Below are 18,725 nucleotides of genomic sequence, written 5' to 3'. Positions count from 1 at the left end.
TATAATAATGGTGCCATTCCACTTGCTTACTATCGTGTATTCTTCTTTTTGATAGATCTCATCTATAACATTGCTCAATACTCTGACAGGTGAGCTTTCTTCGATGTAGATCTCATAATTCATGTTAAGACGCACTTGACAATTTCTCATTTTTGTGGTACGATCCTTTAGTTGACACCAGTTTCATACGGTGTAGATCCTCAGTAAAAGAAAGGTAAAATATATGGACATTTTGAAATCAATAATGCCGCCAATTGCTGTAATAATAATTACTACAAGTACAGTTATCAAGCGTAAAGACATAAAAGAAAAGTTCTCTACTCGTCCGGTTCTTAGTTCCATACTTGTACTAATAGGATTCATAATAATGCTGTTATTAGTATTTTTTGCAGCACGTTATGTCATGAATATGGTTTAATGTTTTTTTAATTATATTATTCCACCAAAAAAAGAGCTTGACATTCAGTCAGGCTCTTTTTCTTTGTTGGGGCTACAACAGCCCCTTTGTTACGGGTTTTGATTTATACGACGTCATCCATTGACTCTTTTCTATCGAAAAAGTCACGAAGGATACTGTCACCGATCTCATCACAGAAGTCACATGCAGCCTTTGTCGATATCGTTTCCATATTCCATTCCTCTTTAACTTTTGCAAGTGCAGAAACTTTCTGTCCATAAACCTGCAGCTTAGCATCTCTGGAAATAAGGAGTTCTCCGTTCTTTGCATATTTACCTACTATGAAATTGGAGATCTTTTTACCTTTATTCATCTTTATGAACATTGCTTGCTGGTTCATAAGATTTGCGATCTGACTGTCGCTGTACTCTATACCGTTGACAAATCCATGCTTATGCATAAGTACAAATCTTTCAGCAGGAGGGAGTCTGTCAAGAGCCTTTTCAACGTCGGATTTCATATATTGCTGATCAACAATCTCCTCGCAAGTTGCTGTCAAGTCAGGAATAGAGTGATTAAAATTGTCATCATCAAGAGACTGAGCCTCGTTTTGACGAGAGCCAACCATGCATCTTTCAATGGTGGTTGTAGGTATATCTTCACCTCGGTTTGCCAGAATGCAGGATCTTATCTCATCAGCGTTAGGATAATAATTAGCTCCTTTAATGGCCTGAATATCGGCTATGGCCATCTTTATCTTTTTTTCGTTGATCATGTAGTGATTCGACGAGTTAGATGTTGCTTTGTTAAGCTCATCGAGTATTGCAGCTTTGATCTGCGACACAGCGAAGGTATGGAACTGAGTACCTTCATTGAATTTATATCTTTTTGCAGCATAGAATATACCGTATCGACCGGCCTGCATAAGTTCGTCCCAACTAGTCCTCTTGTTTGTGGTAAAGTGCTTTAAAGTCGAAGTTATCAGACCGATGTTCTTTTCGATGAGCACAGTAGCTGCAAGTTCCTTTTCACGCTTAGTGAATTGTGATTCAAGATCCTGATAGATCCTGACGATATCTTCGTTCGTAAGTTCTATTATCTCTTCTCTTGTGATCATAATTATACTCTCCTTATGGTTCTTTGTCTACTCGGCTTTTTTGACTTTTAAATAATCGAGCGCTCTTGGAATCATGCCGCCTAATTCCGCGAGAAGAATGTATGATGATAGCTCGATTTTATTCTTCGCGGCTTCGATGTACTCAAGTACAGACAAAACCTGGTCGCCGGGGATATTAACTTTTGTCGTAACAACAAGCTGATTAAAAATATCTATCGTGTTTTTATTTTTTAGATCATGCGTTAATGCATAAACCGTTAAAGCATCAGCAATATTATCATCAAACAAAAATCCCACCTCCGGATATATTTTTCTTTCTTTCGACAACTAAATTATATCATATAATTTTTTAGGTTGCAATAGGATTGGTAAAAAAATTTTTCTATATACTTAAAGTGGTAATTTAGTACTAAAAAAAACACAGCAGATTTTTTCTTTTTTAGAAAATATTCTGCTATAATAATTATATATATACAGTAATAAAGGAGATGTCACGCTTTGCCAAAGATATTAAAGACATTTTGCGTTAATTGCGGCAACAGTTTTGAATGCCGAGAGGATAGATTCCCAATATGTAAATGCGGTCACACAATCCCTCTTTTTGAAAACGATGTTCGTTATGCAAAAATAGATTGTAATGATGAGATGTATGATACCGAAGAGTTTTATGAAATCCAATCCAATCTTATAATTTATGATAACGGAAATGAAAAGAAATACACCGAAAACGACTATCTTACTCTGATAGAAATTTTGCCTGAACTGTATTTTTATCGTGAAGATGATGTTTGTATTCTTCTGCTTGCCGATCTTCCTTACGAAAGGAATTTAATTCAGGATTTTACTGCATCCGAATTATATCTTCACCCTATATATTGTCAGAATTCTTCAGTTTATAATTGCCTTTTTGATCTGGGGGAGATAAATGCTGCCAGGACAATGATACACAATAAAAAACTTCTGAATTTCAACAACAAAACACAGGAGTCATATTTTCGGAAAACGGTCTCTGTTTATCTAGAAGGAGAGCTTGGAGATAATATCTTCACGGCCATTGAATGCTGCTTGAATCAATTTGAGATAGAATACTGCAGCGCTTTGATCAAATCAAACCTGTCACTATCTGATTTTAAACGTCTTATCAGAAATACTGATTTTGATAAACAGACATTGTGCAGGTACTTGAATGAAGCTGCACTTGTTCAAATAAAAGGTGATGATGCCATAAAAATGATTGAGGAATACGATTTTTACAAAAAAGAACACGAATTGTTTTCAGTCAATTTCGATGAAGGCAATCCGATTTATCATAATCATCATCTTGCTACTATATCCTATAATCTTTACCTGAAGAACGGATTACTGGAATACCGTAAATATAGCAGTAGATATACGGAAGATTATGATACTCTTCAGGTCGATGAATTTAAAATAAAACTTATCAGCGGAAAAGAACTTACCGACCTGTCGGCAGGTATACTGCCAAACGGTACAACAGCACCTGCTATAGGTGTTTTTGAGAACGATAACCTTGTGACTTTGATCGCGAATTCAAATGACCGTATTTATGTAAATGGGAGACAAGACGATATCGTAAAGGCAGCGGTCAATAAATTTTTGGATTCCACTGACGGAATAAATATATAAAAAGAAAGAGGTACAAAACTATGAATTTTTACGGGTTCAAACTAAACACCAGAGATTTTGATTCTGCTGAGAAAATAGTAGAACAGGTAAAGCGTCTTGTATACGATAAAGCACAAAAGATCTACAGAGAGCTGCTTTCTCATGAGATCCAAGTGCTTACAGATGAATGCGTTGTTGGACTTCATGATAACGATAAAATAAACTGTATATATGATGCTGCAACCGAGCTCTTGCAGAAAAAGATAGCTGTTGCTATCGCAAAAGGACTTGATACAGAATATAATTTCAATGTTGTACTGAATATGTTTTCATACAACAAGGAGATCTACATTCAAATTGCAACGTATAATTTTATTTATTACAAGGTTCTGCTTGATATCAAAGACATGCGGGATCTCTCTATCCATAGCGTTGTTGAGCAGGAAGAAAGAGATAAGAGAGTCAAGCTCTGGGAAAGCATTATTGATAAATACAAAGATCATTCTTGCTTTACCGTAAAGGTTTTCCCGACAAATGATCCCTTTATAAAGCCTGATTTTAAGGATCTTATATTTGACAGCCCAATTCAAAGAGCGGAAGTTCTGGCCCGTCACAGAGTAATGAATCAGTATCTTTCACTGTATGCCGGCGGCGGAACGATTCAGCCTGAAAAACTTATGGAGTATTACGAACAAGCATTTATGAAGCTTGATTCTCCCGAGGGCGGAGAACTCAGAGAACAGTACAAAAGTGATCTTCTGCGATTTTTACCTGTTATCGAAGAAAAGATCGTTATGACTAAGATGACGGATGAAGCTCCGATCAATAAACAGCTGCAAAATATACTGGAAAAAAAAGCCGGTGAAGAACAGTCGAGTCTATAAATCCAATCTACAGAAGAAGCCAATGTCGAAGTTTGACATAACAGGCTCCCTTTTGACTTATGCTAAGTTCATAGGGAACTGCGTTATATAAGAATGTGTGTTTATCCGTGAATGTATAGCCTAATCTGCAGCTCTATGGTCAACGAGCAAAAATTTTCCAGAGGATAGAACAGCGTTGCTTATTCAAAATCTTGTAATAACATTAGAAAAGGCTGACTTGCAGTTTTTATGTGCTGTCCCATTGATTAAGACATATCAGAAATGCCATAGGGCATAAAGCTCTATGGCATATTATCTGATTATAAATTTATTCCGTTTTTGCTATTTTGTGATTGTAATGTGTAGTTTTGTCGCCGAATTGTACAGCATACACATGCGGATTTCGATACATTAAGTTATGTGTCAAAAATAATACATTTATCTGGTGTACAAAACTCTGAAACGCATGTTTCTGTATCATAATATTCACCGCATTTCGGACATTTGAATATTATAGTATCATTTCCACAATTAAGACACAATCCTCTGGCAAATCCATGATTGTCATCAATATTCAAATCGTCAAAGGCAACCATTGTTTCGCCACAAAAATGACATTTTACATACATTACGGCATTTGAAGCATGCACAGACGTAGAATTAGAGTTATATATCAAACCACAACGGTAGCATCTTTTGTAAGGCAACATTGTTTGTAATCCAATGTCGCATATTGGACAATAATACAGTTTCCCATAATCAGACTTTGCTTTTTCGTTTAATTTTTCTGCGAAATTATAGTTTGCAAGAAGCTTCTTATACTCGGTGCTATTGATGAGATCAGTGATAATGATGTCTTTTTCACCCGCACTAATGTCAGTAAGCATTTCTACAATGATATAGATGAATATGTGTATAATGTCATTTTCAATTTGATTAATCTCGTTTGGTGTAAAAGTATAATTTTGATGTACTAGCTTATTTCTATAGTTTTGAAATTTATCCATGTATGCAAAATGGCTAGAAAAGGTTGTGCTTAATTCTTTATTGCTTTTCATATAATTTTTTAATTGCTCAAATTCATTAATTCTTAGTTTGTTGTTTTGGAAGGCGTCATAGATTTGATCTATCGAAAGCCCGTGGATACTCTTGGCTTCAAAAATAATGCGCACATCTACTGTTTCGGCTATTTTATATTTCATCGCTAATTCAAGAGCCATCTGTGTATTTACGATGGATAATATCTGATCAGCGTATGCTTTATTTTCAAGCCAGCGATTAAAATGATAAATCGCATCATTAAAGAATACAATAGCATTTTTAAATAATGAATCTGTAATTATGTTACTCATAAACTATCAATCCTTTACATTATATATCATAGGTATAAAAAAGTCAAGAAAATCGTATTTGAAACCGCATGGCAAAAAAGAATCAAGTACATAATCATTGAGATCAGCGGCGAAACACACATCTATGTTAACATTTTTATACATCTATAGTATACCACTTTGTATACAAAAAAGCAAGAAAACAAATGCAATTTCCACGAAAGAGGGATGTTGCTATGACAAAAAAATAATACAAGGCAAAAAGGGGGGTGTTGCAATCGCAGCACCCTCTAACCATATCCGAACATCAGAGTAAAAAAACATATTTACTGGTGAAATAAACTGTTTCAGTGCGCACACCCCCAAGCCCTCTTCAAAAAAGAGGACTCGGGGGTGTAATGTTCTGCTGGTTTTATGCTGATTTCAGTTCAAAAAGAGAAATTCCAAGTCGGTTTTCTGAGATCTTAGCAAAAAGCTTCTTTATGTTGTATGCAAGTCCCAGCAAAAGGAACTCAGTTCTGATGTTATTTTTGCCCCTGCACAGGAATCTTCTGAAGCCATGATCCTGTTTCAGTACTCCGAATACGCCTTCAGCCTGTATGCTTCGGTTCATTCTGAGCTGTTTTCCGAATTCGGTCGTTATATTTTCCAGGCTTTCTGTTCTCAGTTCTTTGAACTTATGCGATATAGACAGCGTCTTGTTTCCTTTTGCTTTTGTACAGTTCTGTTTGTAGGGACAACCTTCGCAGCTTTCACATCTGTACATAGCTTTTTCGGAAACGAATCCCGTCTTGCTTTTTTCGTGTTTAGTCCCGACTCTCCAAAGTATCCTGCCGGCTTTGCATACGAAAATATCGCCCATTTCGTGGTATTCCATATTCTCGGGTCTGCCGTATTTTGTACGATAATTCCGCTTTTTGCTCTGCTCATAATTTACGGGTTTTATATATGAGGTCATGTTATGTGATCTGAGATAAAGATAGTTCTCCTCGCTCTCATATCCTGCATCACAGATGATGTTTTTCAATACAAACAACTCAAGACTGTTAAGCTTTTCAAGAAACGGGATCAGCGTATTTACATCGCTCCGTTCGCTTGAAACGTCTATACCTACAATATACTCGCCTTCCACCGCTGCCTGTATGTTGTATCCGGGTTTCAGCTGACCGTTTCTCATATGGTCTTCCTTCATGTGCATGAATGTTGCATCGGTATCTGTCTTTGAAAAGCTGTTCCTTCCGTCAAAAAGGCTGTTGTAATAGTCATACTGTGCCATTTTATCGCGATATCCTTCCAGCTTTTCAAGTGCTTTCTGATATGATGATTTATGATGTCCTTTTCCGTAAACTCGTTCAATACCGAATTTTATCATAAGTGAAGAAAGTGTACCGATCATATCCGAAACTGGCGTATTTTCGGGGAATCTCACACCATAAGCATAATTTATCTCATCAAGTATCTCAGGCAGTTTTACTCGCAGTTTCTGTTCGTTTTTGGATACAGACTTCTTCCAGACGAATGTATATCTGTTTGCATTAGCTTCGATCTTGGTGCCATCAATGAACAGGTTCTTACCGCTTATCTCTTTCATATTCAAAAGATACTTTACAACAGCGTAAAACACACGATCGATCTGTTCTCCCATTTTCTGTCGAAATCTTGAGATAGTGCTGTGATCCGGAGCTCCAAAGCCATCGAGAAGCCACATGAAATGGATATCCCTTTTGCAGAGCTGTTCAATCTTACGGCTTGAAAAAGAGTCGTTCATGTAGCCGTAGATGAGTATCTTCATCATGATATCCTCGGGTATGGCGCCATTCCACTTGCTTACTATCGTGTATTCTTCTTTTTGATAGATCTCATCTATAACATTGCTCAATACTCTGACAGGTGAGCTTTCTTCGATGTAGATCTCATAATTCATGTTAAGACGCACTTGACAATTTCTCATTTTTGTGGTACAATCCTTTCGTTGGTTTGATGTTATATTTGCAATTACATTATACCACAAAATGAGACGCCTGGCACTACCTTTTTGGTGTGTCAGGCGTCTTTTTCTTTGTTGGGGCTGCAACAGCCCCTTTTTATCTCCCATAATTTTCGACTATAATATTTTTAGCATACTTATTGATAAATGGAGGTACATAAAAATGATAACCGAAAAATTAATGGGAAAATATCAAAATTACATTTATAGAGACATAGAAAGCGGCTTTACTATATTCAGACTAAGACCTCAACTGTCGGCAAATATTGCAGATAAAATGAAAGGAGGATTTGTGATCTGCAAAGGTGTGTTAGCTACGATCAATACGGAGATCCCACTGGAATTATCAGGAACATGGGAATCAAATGACCATGGATGGACATTCAGTGTAATGGATTATACTGAGAAAAACTGGGATGATATGATAACCCTGGATTTTTTGAAAAGCATAAAGGGAATAAATGATATCGTAGCAAAAAAGATCATAGCGGAATTTGATGATTTTTTTAATGATATCAAACTTCCGGGAGCTTCAGTTAGACTATCCATGATCTCCGGAGTAACAGCTGAAAAAAGCCAGCAGATCATAAATCAGATAAAGAATCAGTCCGAAAAAAGAGAAATAATGAAATTTCTTTTTATTCATGGAGCTAAAATGCTTCATGTGGACAGGCTTTATTCCAACTACGGACTAGAAGGTATTGAAAAAATCAAGGACGAACCATATGAAATAGGATTACAGATAGGGCTTCCACTTAAATCCTGTGATTCTATTGCTTCTTCACAGCAAAAAGACATGAAGGATCAAAAAAGAATTAAGGCATATATTGAAAATTATCTTCAAACGCAGATGATGTCAGGTAATATATTTATCAAAGAACCACAGCTCCTGCCGGATGTTTTAAAAGTTTTGAATTTTGACACATTCTCAGGCAGTGACAGATTCAGAGTGCTCATGGCGTTAAAAAACTCTGATGAAGTGGTTTATGCTAAAGATGATGATGGTTCAAAGATCTATCTGAAATACTTGAAGAAAGCTGAAGACAATTTAGCTGAACAAATAATACGATTGCAGAGCGCGGGATTAAAAACCAAATACAATGAAGAATATGCTGATTACGCCGAATCTATTGCAGGATTCAAATTTGCTCCCGAGCAAAGAGGAGCTTTCAGACTTCTGAGAAAGACAGGAATCGGTATCCTCACTGGAGGACCCGGAACCGGAAAAACAACGACGGTGAAGGGGATAATCGATGCATACGAAAAAATGTATCCCGATAATAAGGTCAGACTTTGCGCTCCGACAGGACGAGCTGCACAGAGAATGACCGAATCTACCGGACGACCTGCAACAACGATCCACAGGCTCCTTGAATACAAGCCTTTTGAAGGGAAAGAGTCGGATATAAGATGTAAAAATGAATATGATCCGATCGATGCGGATTTTATAATCGTTGATGAAGTAAGTATGCTTGACTGTCCGCTTGCTTCGCTGTTCTTCTCAGCGGTAAAATCCGGAGCATTGGTCATTATGGTAGGTGATATTCATCAGCTCCAGTCTGTAGGAGCCGGAGACGTACTGAATGATATGATCAAAAGTAAAACCATCCCGGTAGAAAAGCTGATAAAAACATACAGACAGGCTGCGGACAGCAATATAATAAAAAACGCAAATGAGATAAACAATGGTCATGACTGCTTAAGGCAGGACAGTGACTTTGAAATTTATCAGACTCAAAACATAACAGACAAAATCGTAGATATAATAAAAGAGTATCATAAACCAGATGATCTTTTTTACGCCCAGATACTTTCTCCATCACATAAAAATGACGGCGGAGTTGCTGATATAAATAACAGACTTCAAAAAGAGCTAAACCCGGGGATCGTTCCGGAGTTGATCTATGGAAGAAACAGAAAATTTAAGTTCCACGATAAGATCATCATGATAAAAAATAATCCCGAAAAAGGATATTATAATGGTGATGTAGGCTATATAACCGAAATAGGAGAGGAAGAAATGACTGTAAAGATACAGGATACAGAAATAAGACTCAGTAAATCAAATCTGGATGACGTCAAACTTGCTTACGCAATGACGATCCATAAGAGTCAGGGTTCTGAATTTCCAATAACTATCATAGCGTTGCCAAATTCGGGAATGCTTAAAAGAAATCTGCTCTATACAGCGGTAACAAGAGCGAAGAAGAAAGTGATCATAGTCCAGCAGCAAGGTTCAATTTCTATGGCTGTTAAACGTAACGAAGTAGGAAAAAGAAATACGACCTTGGTTGAAAGATTACATGATATAGTAATCGAAAGATGTATCGAATTGCAATAAAAAGGAGAAAAATTAAAATGATTATAAAAGGAAAAATAGACAAGATCTTTGCCGTAAGAGGAGATTGGGCATCTATATTAGTTTCCGGACTCCCTAAAGAAGAACTGAAAAATGCAGGATTTGCACTTTCAAAAAATCAGATAATGTTTGTAGGGAATATACCAAATCCTGTAGAAGAGTGCGAAATGGAATTCAATGGGGATTGGGTCAATCATCCTAAATACGGAATGCAGTTCAAGGTAACTGCCTCTAATCTTCTGCTGAATGACAAGAGCTCACTATTTAAGTATCTCACTTCAGGATTCGTCGAGGGCTGCGGGAAAAAAATAGCAGAAGCAATAATTGAAAAATTCGGGGATAATGCTATTGACGTAATCAGTAATGACTTTGAAAAATTGACAGAGATACCAAAGATCGGAAAAGCAAAGGCAAAAAAGATCCATGATTCATATATTAATACGTGTGGTATGATGCACATAATGAATCTTTTTAAAGGTCAGATCACTCAGAAAAAATGCGTAAAGATCCACGAGACTTATGGTGATAAGGCCGAAAAGATCATTCAGGATAATCCTTATCAGCTGATATGTGATATAAGAGGATTCGGATTCAAAACAGTTGATGAATTGGCTGTTTCTTCCGGAATAGCTCTTAATGATCCAAGAAGAGTAAAAGCAGCAATAATCCACACGCTTGATACAATAAGCAATGATCAGGGACACTGCTTCATCATGCTTGATGAGCTTGGTGATAATATAAGAAGCCTGATAGATAACATCGACGTACCTGATAAAGTTATAATCAAGGAGATCAAAAGTCTTTACGAGGAGGAAAAGATCATTCTTGAAAAGGATGGCGACTTCGTTCGTGTCTATCTGAAAGAACTGTATGACGCTGAAAATGACCTTGCAAGAAAAATAAGCATTATGAAGAAATACAGGAACAGAGCTTACAGAGAAGATATTGTAGATGATACAATCGAATTAATTACTTCAAGAGAAACAAATCCGGATTTTGAGTTTGAGCCGCTTCAGGTCGAAGCTGTAAAAACATCTTTAAGAAATCATTTCAGCATTATCACCGGCGGCCCCGGCACAGGAAAAACTACAATTATCAATGCAGTTGCTAAGGCAGCGCTTGCAATGAAATTCGGGGTTATACTTCTGGCTCCAACAGGAAGAGCATCAAGAAAACTCGCAGAAAGTACAGGACTTGAAGCCTATACGATAGCAAAATACACTTTCAGCAAAGGTGCTATCGTTGGCGATGAGATAAATAACAAACCGAACAGGCTGTTTATAGTTGATGAAACATCGATGATAGATGTAGAAAATGCCGCAAAGCTGTTTTACTTGATAAAGAAAACAGACACCGTTGTGCTGGTCGGAGATATCGATCAGCTTCCATCTATCGGAGCAGGAAACTTTTTCAGAGATCTTGTCAGCTCAGGGCTTGTTCCTATGGTAAAACTTACTTTTACTCACCGATTCAAAGGCTCAATTGCGGAGAATGCAAGGTCGATCAATCGAGGTTCAAGCAAATTCAAAGAAGACGATGAATTTGAGATTATCAAAGAGAAAGATCCTATCAGAAGGCAGGAATTAGTTTTAGCCAAGTATTACGAAGAACTAAAAAATGCAGGAGGTAATTATAAAAGAGTGCAGATAATCGTTCCTATGAGACAAAGAGGAGACACCTGTACAAATACGCTTAATAAAATAATACGCGATAAAGTTAATCCACTAAGACTAAAGCAGCAAGTCTTTGGCCCCGGTCAGTTCAGAGTCGGAGACAGAGTTATGCAGACTTCAAATGATTCTGAACTTGGAGTTGCAAACGGCGATTGCGGTATAGTATATGCCATAGACAACGATAATGCATCAATGGATGTAATGATGGATGTAGGCGGACGCAAGACCTACAATAAACTCCAGTCTACAAACCTTACCATCGCGTATGCGATCACCGTACACAAGAGCCAGGGTTCTGAATACATGACGGTAATTTCTGCATACGGTAATGCAGACTATGTAATGCTTCAGCGTAACTTGCTCTATACTGCTGTAACAAGAGCAAAAAATAAAATGATACTGATAGCTGACCCACAGGCGTTGTACAGAGCTGTCAATAATATTGAACCCATTATTAGAAACACATCTATAAATGAAAAGATCGCCAAATATGACGGGATATGATTTGTAGGAATCAGTTATCATTAAAAGAGATCACTTCGGTCTCTTTTTTTTGTTTTTTAAATTTTCTGATATAATTATAACAGGAGGGGATAGTATGCTTTTTTTTAATCCACTTAGAAGAAGGGAACTTGAGGATTATAAGGATAAAATATTCAACCGCACAAAAATCGAACTCAAAAAAGGTTCAAAATACACTGCAGATAAAGCTGAAAAATTATCTGATAGCTTCATAAAATTTAATGTATCAAGAAGAACCAAGAAAGGACTGTCTATTGCTTCTGTCTCGGTCGCAGTATTTTTGCTTTCTGTATATATTCCATCATGGATCACAGGTACAGAAAAAGAAGAGTATTACTCTTTGCCTATAGACCCTAAAGCCATTGAATTTAATGAAAAAGCTGCCGTAAATTATCCTGATGAAGATTTCGACGGAGATGGAATAACTAATTCTTATGAAATTTTATCAAAAACGGATATATTCAGTGACGATACAGATGGTGACGGCTTTGGCGATAAAGTTGAACTTGCACTTAATACAGATCCGGTAAAAGCTGATCCGCTTATAAAAGCGGTTAAAAAGAAGGATAAAGCTGAGGGTAAAACTATAAGTGATCCGTATAAAGACGACGGAGTGATATTATGGGCGGATAGTTATGAGGATAAGGCAAATGGCTATGTCATCAAAGATAAGAACGGATATTATATCAGAAATTTTAAAGGATGGGCTCAGTTCCCAGAGACCTTGCACAAATACGTGTATAACTACAATACAAAAGCACAAAAACTCGAAAAGATGAAATACAGAAAAGTTGAAGATGCTTATTACATAAATAAAGACAGTTATATCGTTATCCTGGATAATAAGCCGAAATACAAGTATACATTTTCTGCATTCGGTACAAATTACAAATTAAAAAACGCTTTCTTTGGGAATACACTTGCTTTTGTTTTGCCGGCAAAGGGGAAGACGTACTTGAAATGCCAAAAAACACCTTTGTTCAGTGATTCTGAGAGCAAAAATATTATTACAGATGTTAAGGTCTTAAAATACACAAATGATTTTAAGGACAGAATGACCAAAAACACAAACACAGCAGCTGACCTTTCTTCTGTATTGAAATTTATAGAAAGTAACAAGTGCGTATACGTTTCTTTGTTTGGCCCTGAAGAAGGAGAAAGTGTAGGCATCGTGTATGGTTATACTCCCGAAGGAGATCTGCTTGTAGCCGACCCCGAGACGGGAGATTATTCGGGTAAGATAAAAATCAAACTTAAGGCAAGAAAAATTGTGGATGAAAATAATGAAATAGGAAAACTTATTTATTTTGATTTTACCGGACTTGGCTTTGATTCAGAAAAGGGTTCCAGGATTAATTTCTTTGGTACGGAAACATCAGATGACTATGTAGATTATTTTTCATGACCTATTTGAAGGATCGTTTTCATAAAATGATTGTTACCGCTCCCTTTATTTGTCATCCAGAAGTGAACGTATCTTGTTATTCAGGGAATCGTTCTGTCGAGGTGCAGACACTCTATTTTGTCAAGCTGACCACTCTATTTGTCAAGGCAGAATGCTCCTGAGAAAACAACAGCGATAAACAAAAAACAAAACGGTATCTTCCCGACCTTGTGTCCGGGAGGATACCGTCTTTTAATTTATTAGGAAATATGATATAATGGTTAATAACCATATTTCAGAAAGGAAAAACGATAGCCGTTTTGCTTATATGATCCGCGGTCATAACTCGGCTATCGTCTACACTATGTTTATTGTATCGAGTTTTTCCGCATTTGTAAAGGACGATATTCATTATATTTTCGGTAAAGAAGAAGCAGTTTGCCCCGAGTGCGGTAATCATATGAGATTTAACGGCATATGCAGACGTTTTGTTTTCCGTGAAAATAGCCGAAAGCGTGAAAAATACTCTATGAGAGTTTTTTACTGTTCTAAATGCTATCACTATCATTGTGAACTTCCGGATTTTGTTGTTCCGTTCAAGCATTTAAGTGCCAAAATCTACGCTGCTATTTGTGATGCAATAAATGAGTTCGTTGATGATCACACAGCAGCACGCATTTGTCGCTGGGTAAAAGGCTTTTTAGTATTCGGTTCTGCAATCGTAAGAAGACTGAAACTTGAACACCCGACCCTTCGGAAAACCCTGTTTCACTGATCCTTTCGGGGCAGACCGAGCTTTGGGACAAGCTGAAGCTTTCAGCATACCGTGCTATACTCGGCAGAGTAGATATTGAGTGCTTTCTGACGCCTATGGATTTTTCGGATACAAAGAAATATATTGAATCTCAGCTGAAATATTCCGGACACAACGCCCCGATATTTACTGAGGATGCTATGCGATCTATCTTTGAATTTTCCGGTGGGAACCCTCGTGCCATCAACCGCGCCTGTACCCAATCGTTGATCTATGGTTCACAGATGAAGCAGACCTGCATTGACAGCAAGTCGGTGGATATAGTGCTTAAAAACGAGGTCACGGGGGGTGAAAAGTTCATGACAGAAGAACTGCTCCATGATGCTGTACTGATCTGGCTGCTGCGCCGACTGGATTTTTCAAAAGCAAGGCGAGAGGTATTTGAGTATTTTAAAATGCTCTCCGAGCAGGATGATTGCAAAAAAAATAAGCCGGCATGATATCACTATGGAGATCCTTGATATTCTTGATCGACATGAACTGCACAACAATGACGGCTATATCTGCTCGTCATGCCCTTATGAACCTTTTCCATTTTGAACCAAGTTTTTTTACGGGGAGCGTCTGTCTCTCTGCTTCTGCAAAAAAATACGCCCACACCGTAATAAACGATGTGGGCATATTCATTAGAAATAACAGGTGAATTTATTATAATAATTTTTTGCCTTTGATGTGAGCTGCGATCATGATGATGTCGGTTACATCGATTATGCTGTCACCGTTAACATCAGCGGCTCTTGCTGCGGTTTTATCAAGTAATTTTTTACCCTTAACATGAGCTGCTATCTTAACTATGTCGGTAACATTTATCTTACCGTCAAAGTTTACGTCACCCTTGATAATGGGTGTTTCGGCTGCTACAAGAGCTTCCTCAGCTGCTTCAAGCTTTGCCTTTGTTTCAGCGGAAACCTTAGCCTTCTGATCGTCAGTAAGCTCATCATAAGCCTTTCTTGCAGCTTCTATATCTGTCTTGTCAGCAGTCGTGATATCTTCTGCTGCGGGCAGATCATTGATAGCGCTTGTAACATCATTTGCTGCTACCTGATCTGCAGCATCCTTTTCGGCTGCTGCGAGTGCTGTCTCAGCATTGGTCAGCTTTTCAAGAGTGTCAGCGGAAACCTTTGCCTTCTGATCGTCGGTCAGCTCATCATAAGCCTTTCTTGCAGCTTCGATATCTGTCTTGTCAGCAGTTGTGATATCTTCTGCTGCGGGCAGATCATTGATAGCGCTTGTTACATCATTTGCTGCTGCCTGATCTGCAGCATCCTTTTCGGCTGCTGCGAGGGCTGTCTCAGCATCGGTCAGCTTTTCAAGAGTGTCAGCGGAAACCTTTGCCTTCTGATCTTCTGTCAGATCATCATAAGCAGCTCTTGCAGCTTCGATGTCTGTCTTGTCAGCGGTTGATACATTTTCAGCAGCAGTAAGCGCATTGATCTTGTTGGTCACAGCCTGTGCTGCCTTTGTATCGTCAATATCCTTAACGTCAGACTTTGCAGTTGTAACAGCGTTGTTTACATCAGTTATAGCCTGTGCTACCTGTGCTTCGGTGACGTTATCATTTGTCAGAACTGCATTTACTGTAGAAATTGCAGTTGATAGATCCGAAGAAGGTGCTGCGTAGTCTGCATCGTTCTTGATAGTGTCAAGATAGTTATTTGCATTTGTGAGTGCATCGTTCAGAGCAGTTTTGTTAACGGGAACAACTGTCACTGTGAGGTCCTGATTGAGCGTATTGTAATTTGCTGTATCATCAGGAGTGTAGGTAGCTGCAAAAGCATTATCACCTACATTACCCACACTTGTTTCAGTAGCATCCCAGGTCCAGCCGTTAGGGAGTGCAACATCTTCAAGTGTCTTGCCGTAAGCGGCTGTCAGACCTGTTACTGCTTCGGGTGTGGGGTCAGCTTTTGCGACCTTAACAGTCACGTCCTGTTCTACTGTATTATAGTTTGTATTTGTAGGTGTGAATACAGCCATGAATGTATGCGTACCTGCATTTCCGACAGAAGTTGTCGTAGGATCTTTCCAAGCCCATGTACCGTCATTGGCTGCAGGAAGTGTAACATCTGCCAGTGTCTGTTCGTAGGTCGCATTCCTTTCCGATACTGGATTAGGTGTCATGTTCGCTTTTGCAACATTAACAGTAACGTTCTGTTCTACTGTATTATAGTTTGTATTAGTAGGTGTGAATACAGCTGCGAATGTATGCGTGCCTGCATTTCCGACAGAAGTTGTCGTAGGATCTTTCCAAGCCCATGTACCGTCATTGGCAGTAGGGAGTGTAACATCTGCCAGTGTCTGCTCGTAGATAGCATTCAGGTCTGTTACTGCTTCGGGTGTGGGGTTTGCCTTTGCAACATTGATCGTCACGTCCTGCTCTACCGCAGTATAGTTCGTGCTTGAATGTGTGAATACAGCTGTGAATGTATGCGTACCTGCATTTCCGACAGAAGTTGTCGTAGGATCTTTCCAAGTCCATGTACCGTTATTGGCAGTTGGTAATGTAACATCAGCAAGTGTCTGTCCGTAGGTCGCATTCAGAGTATCAACAGCTGTCGTAGCTGCAGGGATAGGTGTTACATTGACAGTCAGATCTCTCTTAACGTTATTATAATTTGCTGTATCTGTGGGAGTGAAAGTAGCGGAGAATGTATTATTTCCGGCATTGCCCACACTTGTTTCAGGAGCATCCCAAGTCCAGCCGTTAGGAAGTGCAACATCTTCAAGTGTTTTTCCGTAAGCTGCTGTCAGCCCTGTTACTGCATCGGGTGTCGGATCTGCCTTATTTATAGTGAAAGTCTTCTCTGCTTTTCCGGCATAAACAGAGCCTTCTGCACGAGTGATGGTCAATGTGGCTGTTCCTGCATTTTTGTTGTCCTTATAGGCTACCAGATAATCTGTTCCCTGAGTCAATGTAGTGTTGTCATTCTTAACTACTACTTCAGGTTCTAAATTTGACCCGGTATAGGTCATATCAGCTATAGGCTGTACCCATTCATCCAGTAAAACAATATAGCCGCTGCTATCATTGTTTTGAATTATATTACCGGAACCTGTTCCACGGTTTACTGCGTCATCACCGATTTTATCTTTAGAAACAAGAGTATTGTTCACAACAGAAGTATTTGAATCTGCTGCCGTTGATCTCAGGATAACAGCATACTCTCCGGTTGAAACAATTATATTTTCTGTAAGTGAGTTTCCTTTTGACGTGTTGTTTACTGTTACAGTTCCTGTCACATTATTCTTTTCAAATTTCGTGTTATTGGCATTGTTATTGAAGATAACATCGCTTTTTAAGGTATTCTCCTTTATCTGTGTATCTTTCTGACTTACTGTCAGTTTACCGCCCACGGTATTATCCGTAAAGATAGCACCTTCTTGAAGGGAAACGTTGCCGTCTGTGATATTCCCCTCAGCTGTACTGAAGCTACCTATATTTATACTGCCTCCATTGGTAACTGTATTGTTTTTGTAGGTGCATTTTGTAAGGCTTAATCCGTATCCAGCATTGATGGCTGTATTCTTCCACTTTATGTTATTACCTTCAAGGATATGTCCTTCGCCTGTAAGCGCTATTGCATAGCTTATACCACCACCGGCATCACTTTCTATGTTATTGTTTTTTAAGGTAACATATCCGGGGTTAGTGTCACCCTGGAGATTGAAAGGAGTTACATTAAACATATTTCCAACAGTTCCAGAGGCTTTGATTGTATTATTCTCAAAAGTAATGTGATCTGCTCCCTTGCCAATAATCACACAGGATGAGCCGCCATTATTTCTGCCCTCAATATAAGAATTCTTTACCACTACATCGCTGGTTCCACCATACATTGTAAAGAAGCCTACTCCACTACCTACTCGCTTGTCCTTGACCGATATATCTATATTATCGACTGTCACATACTTAGCGCCCTGAATAACAAGTCTGCAATTCAGAAATTCCAGATTGCTGATGGTGGTATAATCGGCACCAGAAACAATATTGAAAGTCATATCAGCACCTAATTCCGTTGCGGTGCCGTCAAATTTCGCAACTGTATCAGAAGTTGAAGTGATTGTCACCTTTTTATTGATGGTAATTTTATTGTATAGTTCTCCTGAAAATTCGCCTTGAAAATCGAGCACTGATCCTTCCGGCACAGTATCCTTCAGAACACCGTTTTCATCAAAGTAATCGCTAAAATTTAAATTTGTTATAACATGAGTTTCTGATACAGAATCAGCATAAGCCGTAATGCTCGTTCCTACGAAAAGTCCTCCCGTACCCACGTTTGCAGGCACATTACCTGCCACAACAAGCACAGCCAATGTGCCTGCGATAACACGTTTCCACGAATTTCTGATAGTCATATCAATACCTCCTGTTTTTTACAAATAAAAAACGCACCAAAGGGATAAACGTATCCCAATGAATACGTTTTGATCAACATTTTTGAAAAAAAAGGCGCAGTTATGCCCTGTCTGTCTGATTATAATGATCCAGCATGGCTTTGTCAACTTTCTTTTTGGATACTTAACATTTCATTCATATAATTATTTTATCATTGTTTAACTAATCTGTCAAGCAAATGTGAAATAAATTTGAACTTATAACATAAACCTTGGGGATGGTGACAAAAGTTCAGGTGTGGAGTTGTGCAGAATGA

The 18,725-nt window shown here is 38.3% G+C and carries 12 protein-coding genes; 7 read left to right on the top strand and 5 right to left on the bottom strand.

Features of this window, described 5'->3' with window-relative positions; genetic code table 11:
• Positions 1 to 521: 521 nt before the first annotated feature.
• Entirely contained in the window at positions 522 to 1,514 is a 993-nt protein-coding gene (locus N773_RS21645; protein WP_024859205.1) for a sigma-70 family RNA polymerase sigma factor, read from the bottom strand.
• A 27-nt stretch (positions 1,515 to 1,541) separates the two neighbouring features.
• Positions 1,542 to 1,811, bottom strand: coding sequence for a hypothetical protein (locus N773_RS0119005; RefSeq protein WP_423219320.1), 270 nt, complete (start codon positions 1,809 to 1,811; stop codon positions 1,542 to 1,544).
• Between the two features lie 201 nt (positions 1,812 to 2,012).
• Here N773_RS0119005 and N773_RS0119000 point away from each other — a divergent pair, with 201 nt between their 5' ends.
• Both N773_RS0119000 and N773_RS0118995 read left to right on the top strand, forming a co-directional pair.
• A complete protein-coding gene (locus N773_RS0119000) occupies positions 2,013 to 3,161 on the top strand; it encodes a hypothetical protein (protein WP_024859204.1) in 1,149 nt (382 codons plus the stop codon).
• 20 nt (positions 3,162 to 3,181) lie between these two features.
• A complete protein-coding gene (locus N773_RS0118995) occupies positions 3,182 to 4,024 on the top strand; it encodes a hypothetical protein (protein ID WP_024859203.1) in 843 nt (280 codons plus the stop codon).
• Between the two features lie 395 nt (positions 4,025 to 4,419).
• Here N773_RS0118995 and N773_RS0118990 read toward each other — a convergent pair whose 3' ends face one another.
• Together N773_RS0118990 and N773_RS0118980 are read right to left on the bottom strand one after the other, a co-directional pair.
• Positions 4,420 to 5,355, bottom strand: a complete 936-nt coding sequence (locus N773_RS0118990) for a hypothetical protein (RefSeq protein WP_024859202.1) — start codon at positions 5,353 to 5,355, stop codon at positions 4,420 to 4,422.
• Between the two features lie 391 nt (positions 5,356 to 5,746).
• The gene (locus N773_RS0118980; RefSeq protein ID WP_043538448.1) at positions 5,747 to 7,285 is read right to left on the bottom strand and encodes an IS1182 family transposase; all 1,539 of its coding nucleotides are present in this window, start codon (positions 7,283 to 7,285) and stop codon (positions 5,747 to 5,749) included.
• Between the two features lie 199 nt (positions 7,286 to 7,484).
• Between N773_RS0118980 and recD2 (N773_RS0118975) the strand changes: the two genes are divergently transcribed.
• From recD2 (N773_RS0118975) to N773_RS22755, 5 genes are all read left to right on the top strand, one after another.
• Positions 7,485 to 9,662, top strand: a complete 2,178-nt coding sequence (recD2, locus tag N773_RS0118975; protein ID WP_024859200.1) for an SF1B family DNA helicase RecD2 — start codon at positions 7,485 to 7,487, stop codon at positions 9,660 to 9,662.
• 17 nt (positions 9,663 to 9,679) lie between these two features.
• Complete coding sequence (recD2, locus tag N773_RS0118970) at positions 9,680 to 11,857, top strand: SF1B family DNA helicase RecD2 (protein WP_024859199.1); 2,178 nt, start codon at positions 9,680 to 9,682, stop codon at positions 11,855 to 11,857.
• A 94-nt stretch (positions 11,858 to 11,951) separates the two neighbouring features.
• Positions 11,952 to 13,280: a hypothetical protein gene (locus N773_RS0118965; RefSeq protein WP_024859198.1), complete on the top strand. Its 1,329-nt coding sequence runs from the start codon at positions 11,952 to 11,954 to the stop codon at positions 13,278 to 13,280.
• Positions 13,281 to 13,536: 256 nt separating this feature from the next.
• A complete protein-coding gene (locus tag N773_RS0118960; RefSeq protein ID WP_024859197.1) occupies positions 13,537 to 14,034 on the top strand; it encodes a DUF6431 domain-containing protein in 498 nt (165 codons plus the stop codon).
• Positions 14,035 to 14,129: 95 nt separating this feature from the next.
• Positions 14,130 to 14,513 carry a hypothetical protein gene (locus tag N773_RS22755; RefSeq protein ID WP_024859196.1) on the top strand — a complete coding sequence of 128 codons (384 nt, stop codon included), beginning with the start codon at positions 14,130 to 14,132 and terminating at the stop codon, positions 14,511 to 14,513.
• Between the two features lie 208 nt (positions 14,514 to 14,721).
• Here the strand turns inward: N773_RS22755 and N773_RS23130 are convergent, their stop codons facing one another.
• The gene (locus N773_RS23130) at positions 14,722 to 18,429 is read right to left on the bottom strand and encodes a dockerin type I domain-containing protein (protein ID WP_024859195.1); all 3,708 of its coding nucleotides are present in this window, start codon (positions 18,427 to 18,429) and stop codon (positions 14,722 to 14,724) included.
• Positions 18,430 to 18,725: the final 296 nt, after the last annotated feature.

The sequence above is a fragment of the Ruminococcus albus AD2013 genome (assembly GCF_000526775.1).
Taxonomy (GTDB): domain Bacteria; phylum Bacillota; class Clostridia; order Oscillospirales; family Ruminococcaceae; genus Hominimerdicola; species Hominimerdicola alba_A.
The sequence above is the reverse complement of the archived record's forward strand: the minus strand, read 5'-3'. Positions and strand labels throughout refer to the sequence as shown.

Bases quoted from the DNA above. Each gene is read 5' to 3' on its own strand.
- N773_RS0118995 (WP_024859203.1), top strand. From the start codon at position 3,182: ATGAATTTTTACGGGTTCAAACTAAACACCAGAGATTTTGATTCTGCT.
- N773_RS23130 (WP_024859195.1), bottom strand. From the start codon at position 18,429: ATGACTATCAGAAATTCGTGGAAACGTGTTATCGCAGGCACATTGGCT.
- N773_RS0118980 (WP_043538448.1), bottom strand. From the start codon at position 7,285: ATGAGAAATTGTCAAGTGCGTCTTAACATGAATTATGAGATCTACATC.
- recD2 (WP_024859199.1), top strand. From the start codon at position 9,680: ATGATTATAAAAGGAAAAATAGACAAGATCTTTGCCGTAAGAGGAGAT.
- N773_RS0118965 (WP_024859198.1), top strand. From the start codon at position 11,952: ATGCTTTTTTTTAATCCACTTAGAAGAAGGGAACTTGAGGATTATAAG.
- N773_RS21645 (WP_024859205.1), bottom strand. From the start codon at position 1,514: ATGATCACAAGAGAAGAGATAATAGAACTTACGAACGAAGATATCGTC.
- N773_RS0118990 (WP_024859202.1), bottom strand. From the start codon at position 5,355: ATGAGTAACATAATTACAGATTCATTATTTAAAAATGCTATTGTATTC.
- N773_RS0118960 (WP_024859197.1), top strand. From the start codon at position 13,537: ATGGTTAATAACCATATTTCAGAAAGGAAAAACGATAGCCGTTTTGCT.
- N773_RS22755 (WP_024859196.1), top strand. From the start codon at position 14,130: ATGGATTTTTCGGATACAAAGAAATATATTGAATCTCAGCTGAAATAT.
- recD2 (WP_024859200.1), top strand. From the start codon at position 7,485: ATGATAACCGAAAAATTAATGGGAAAATATCAAAATTACATTTATAGA.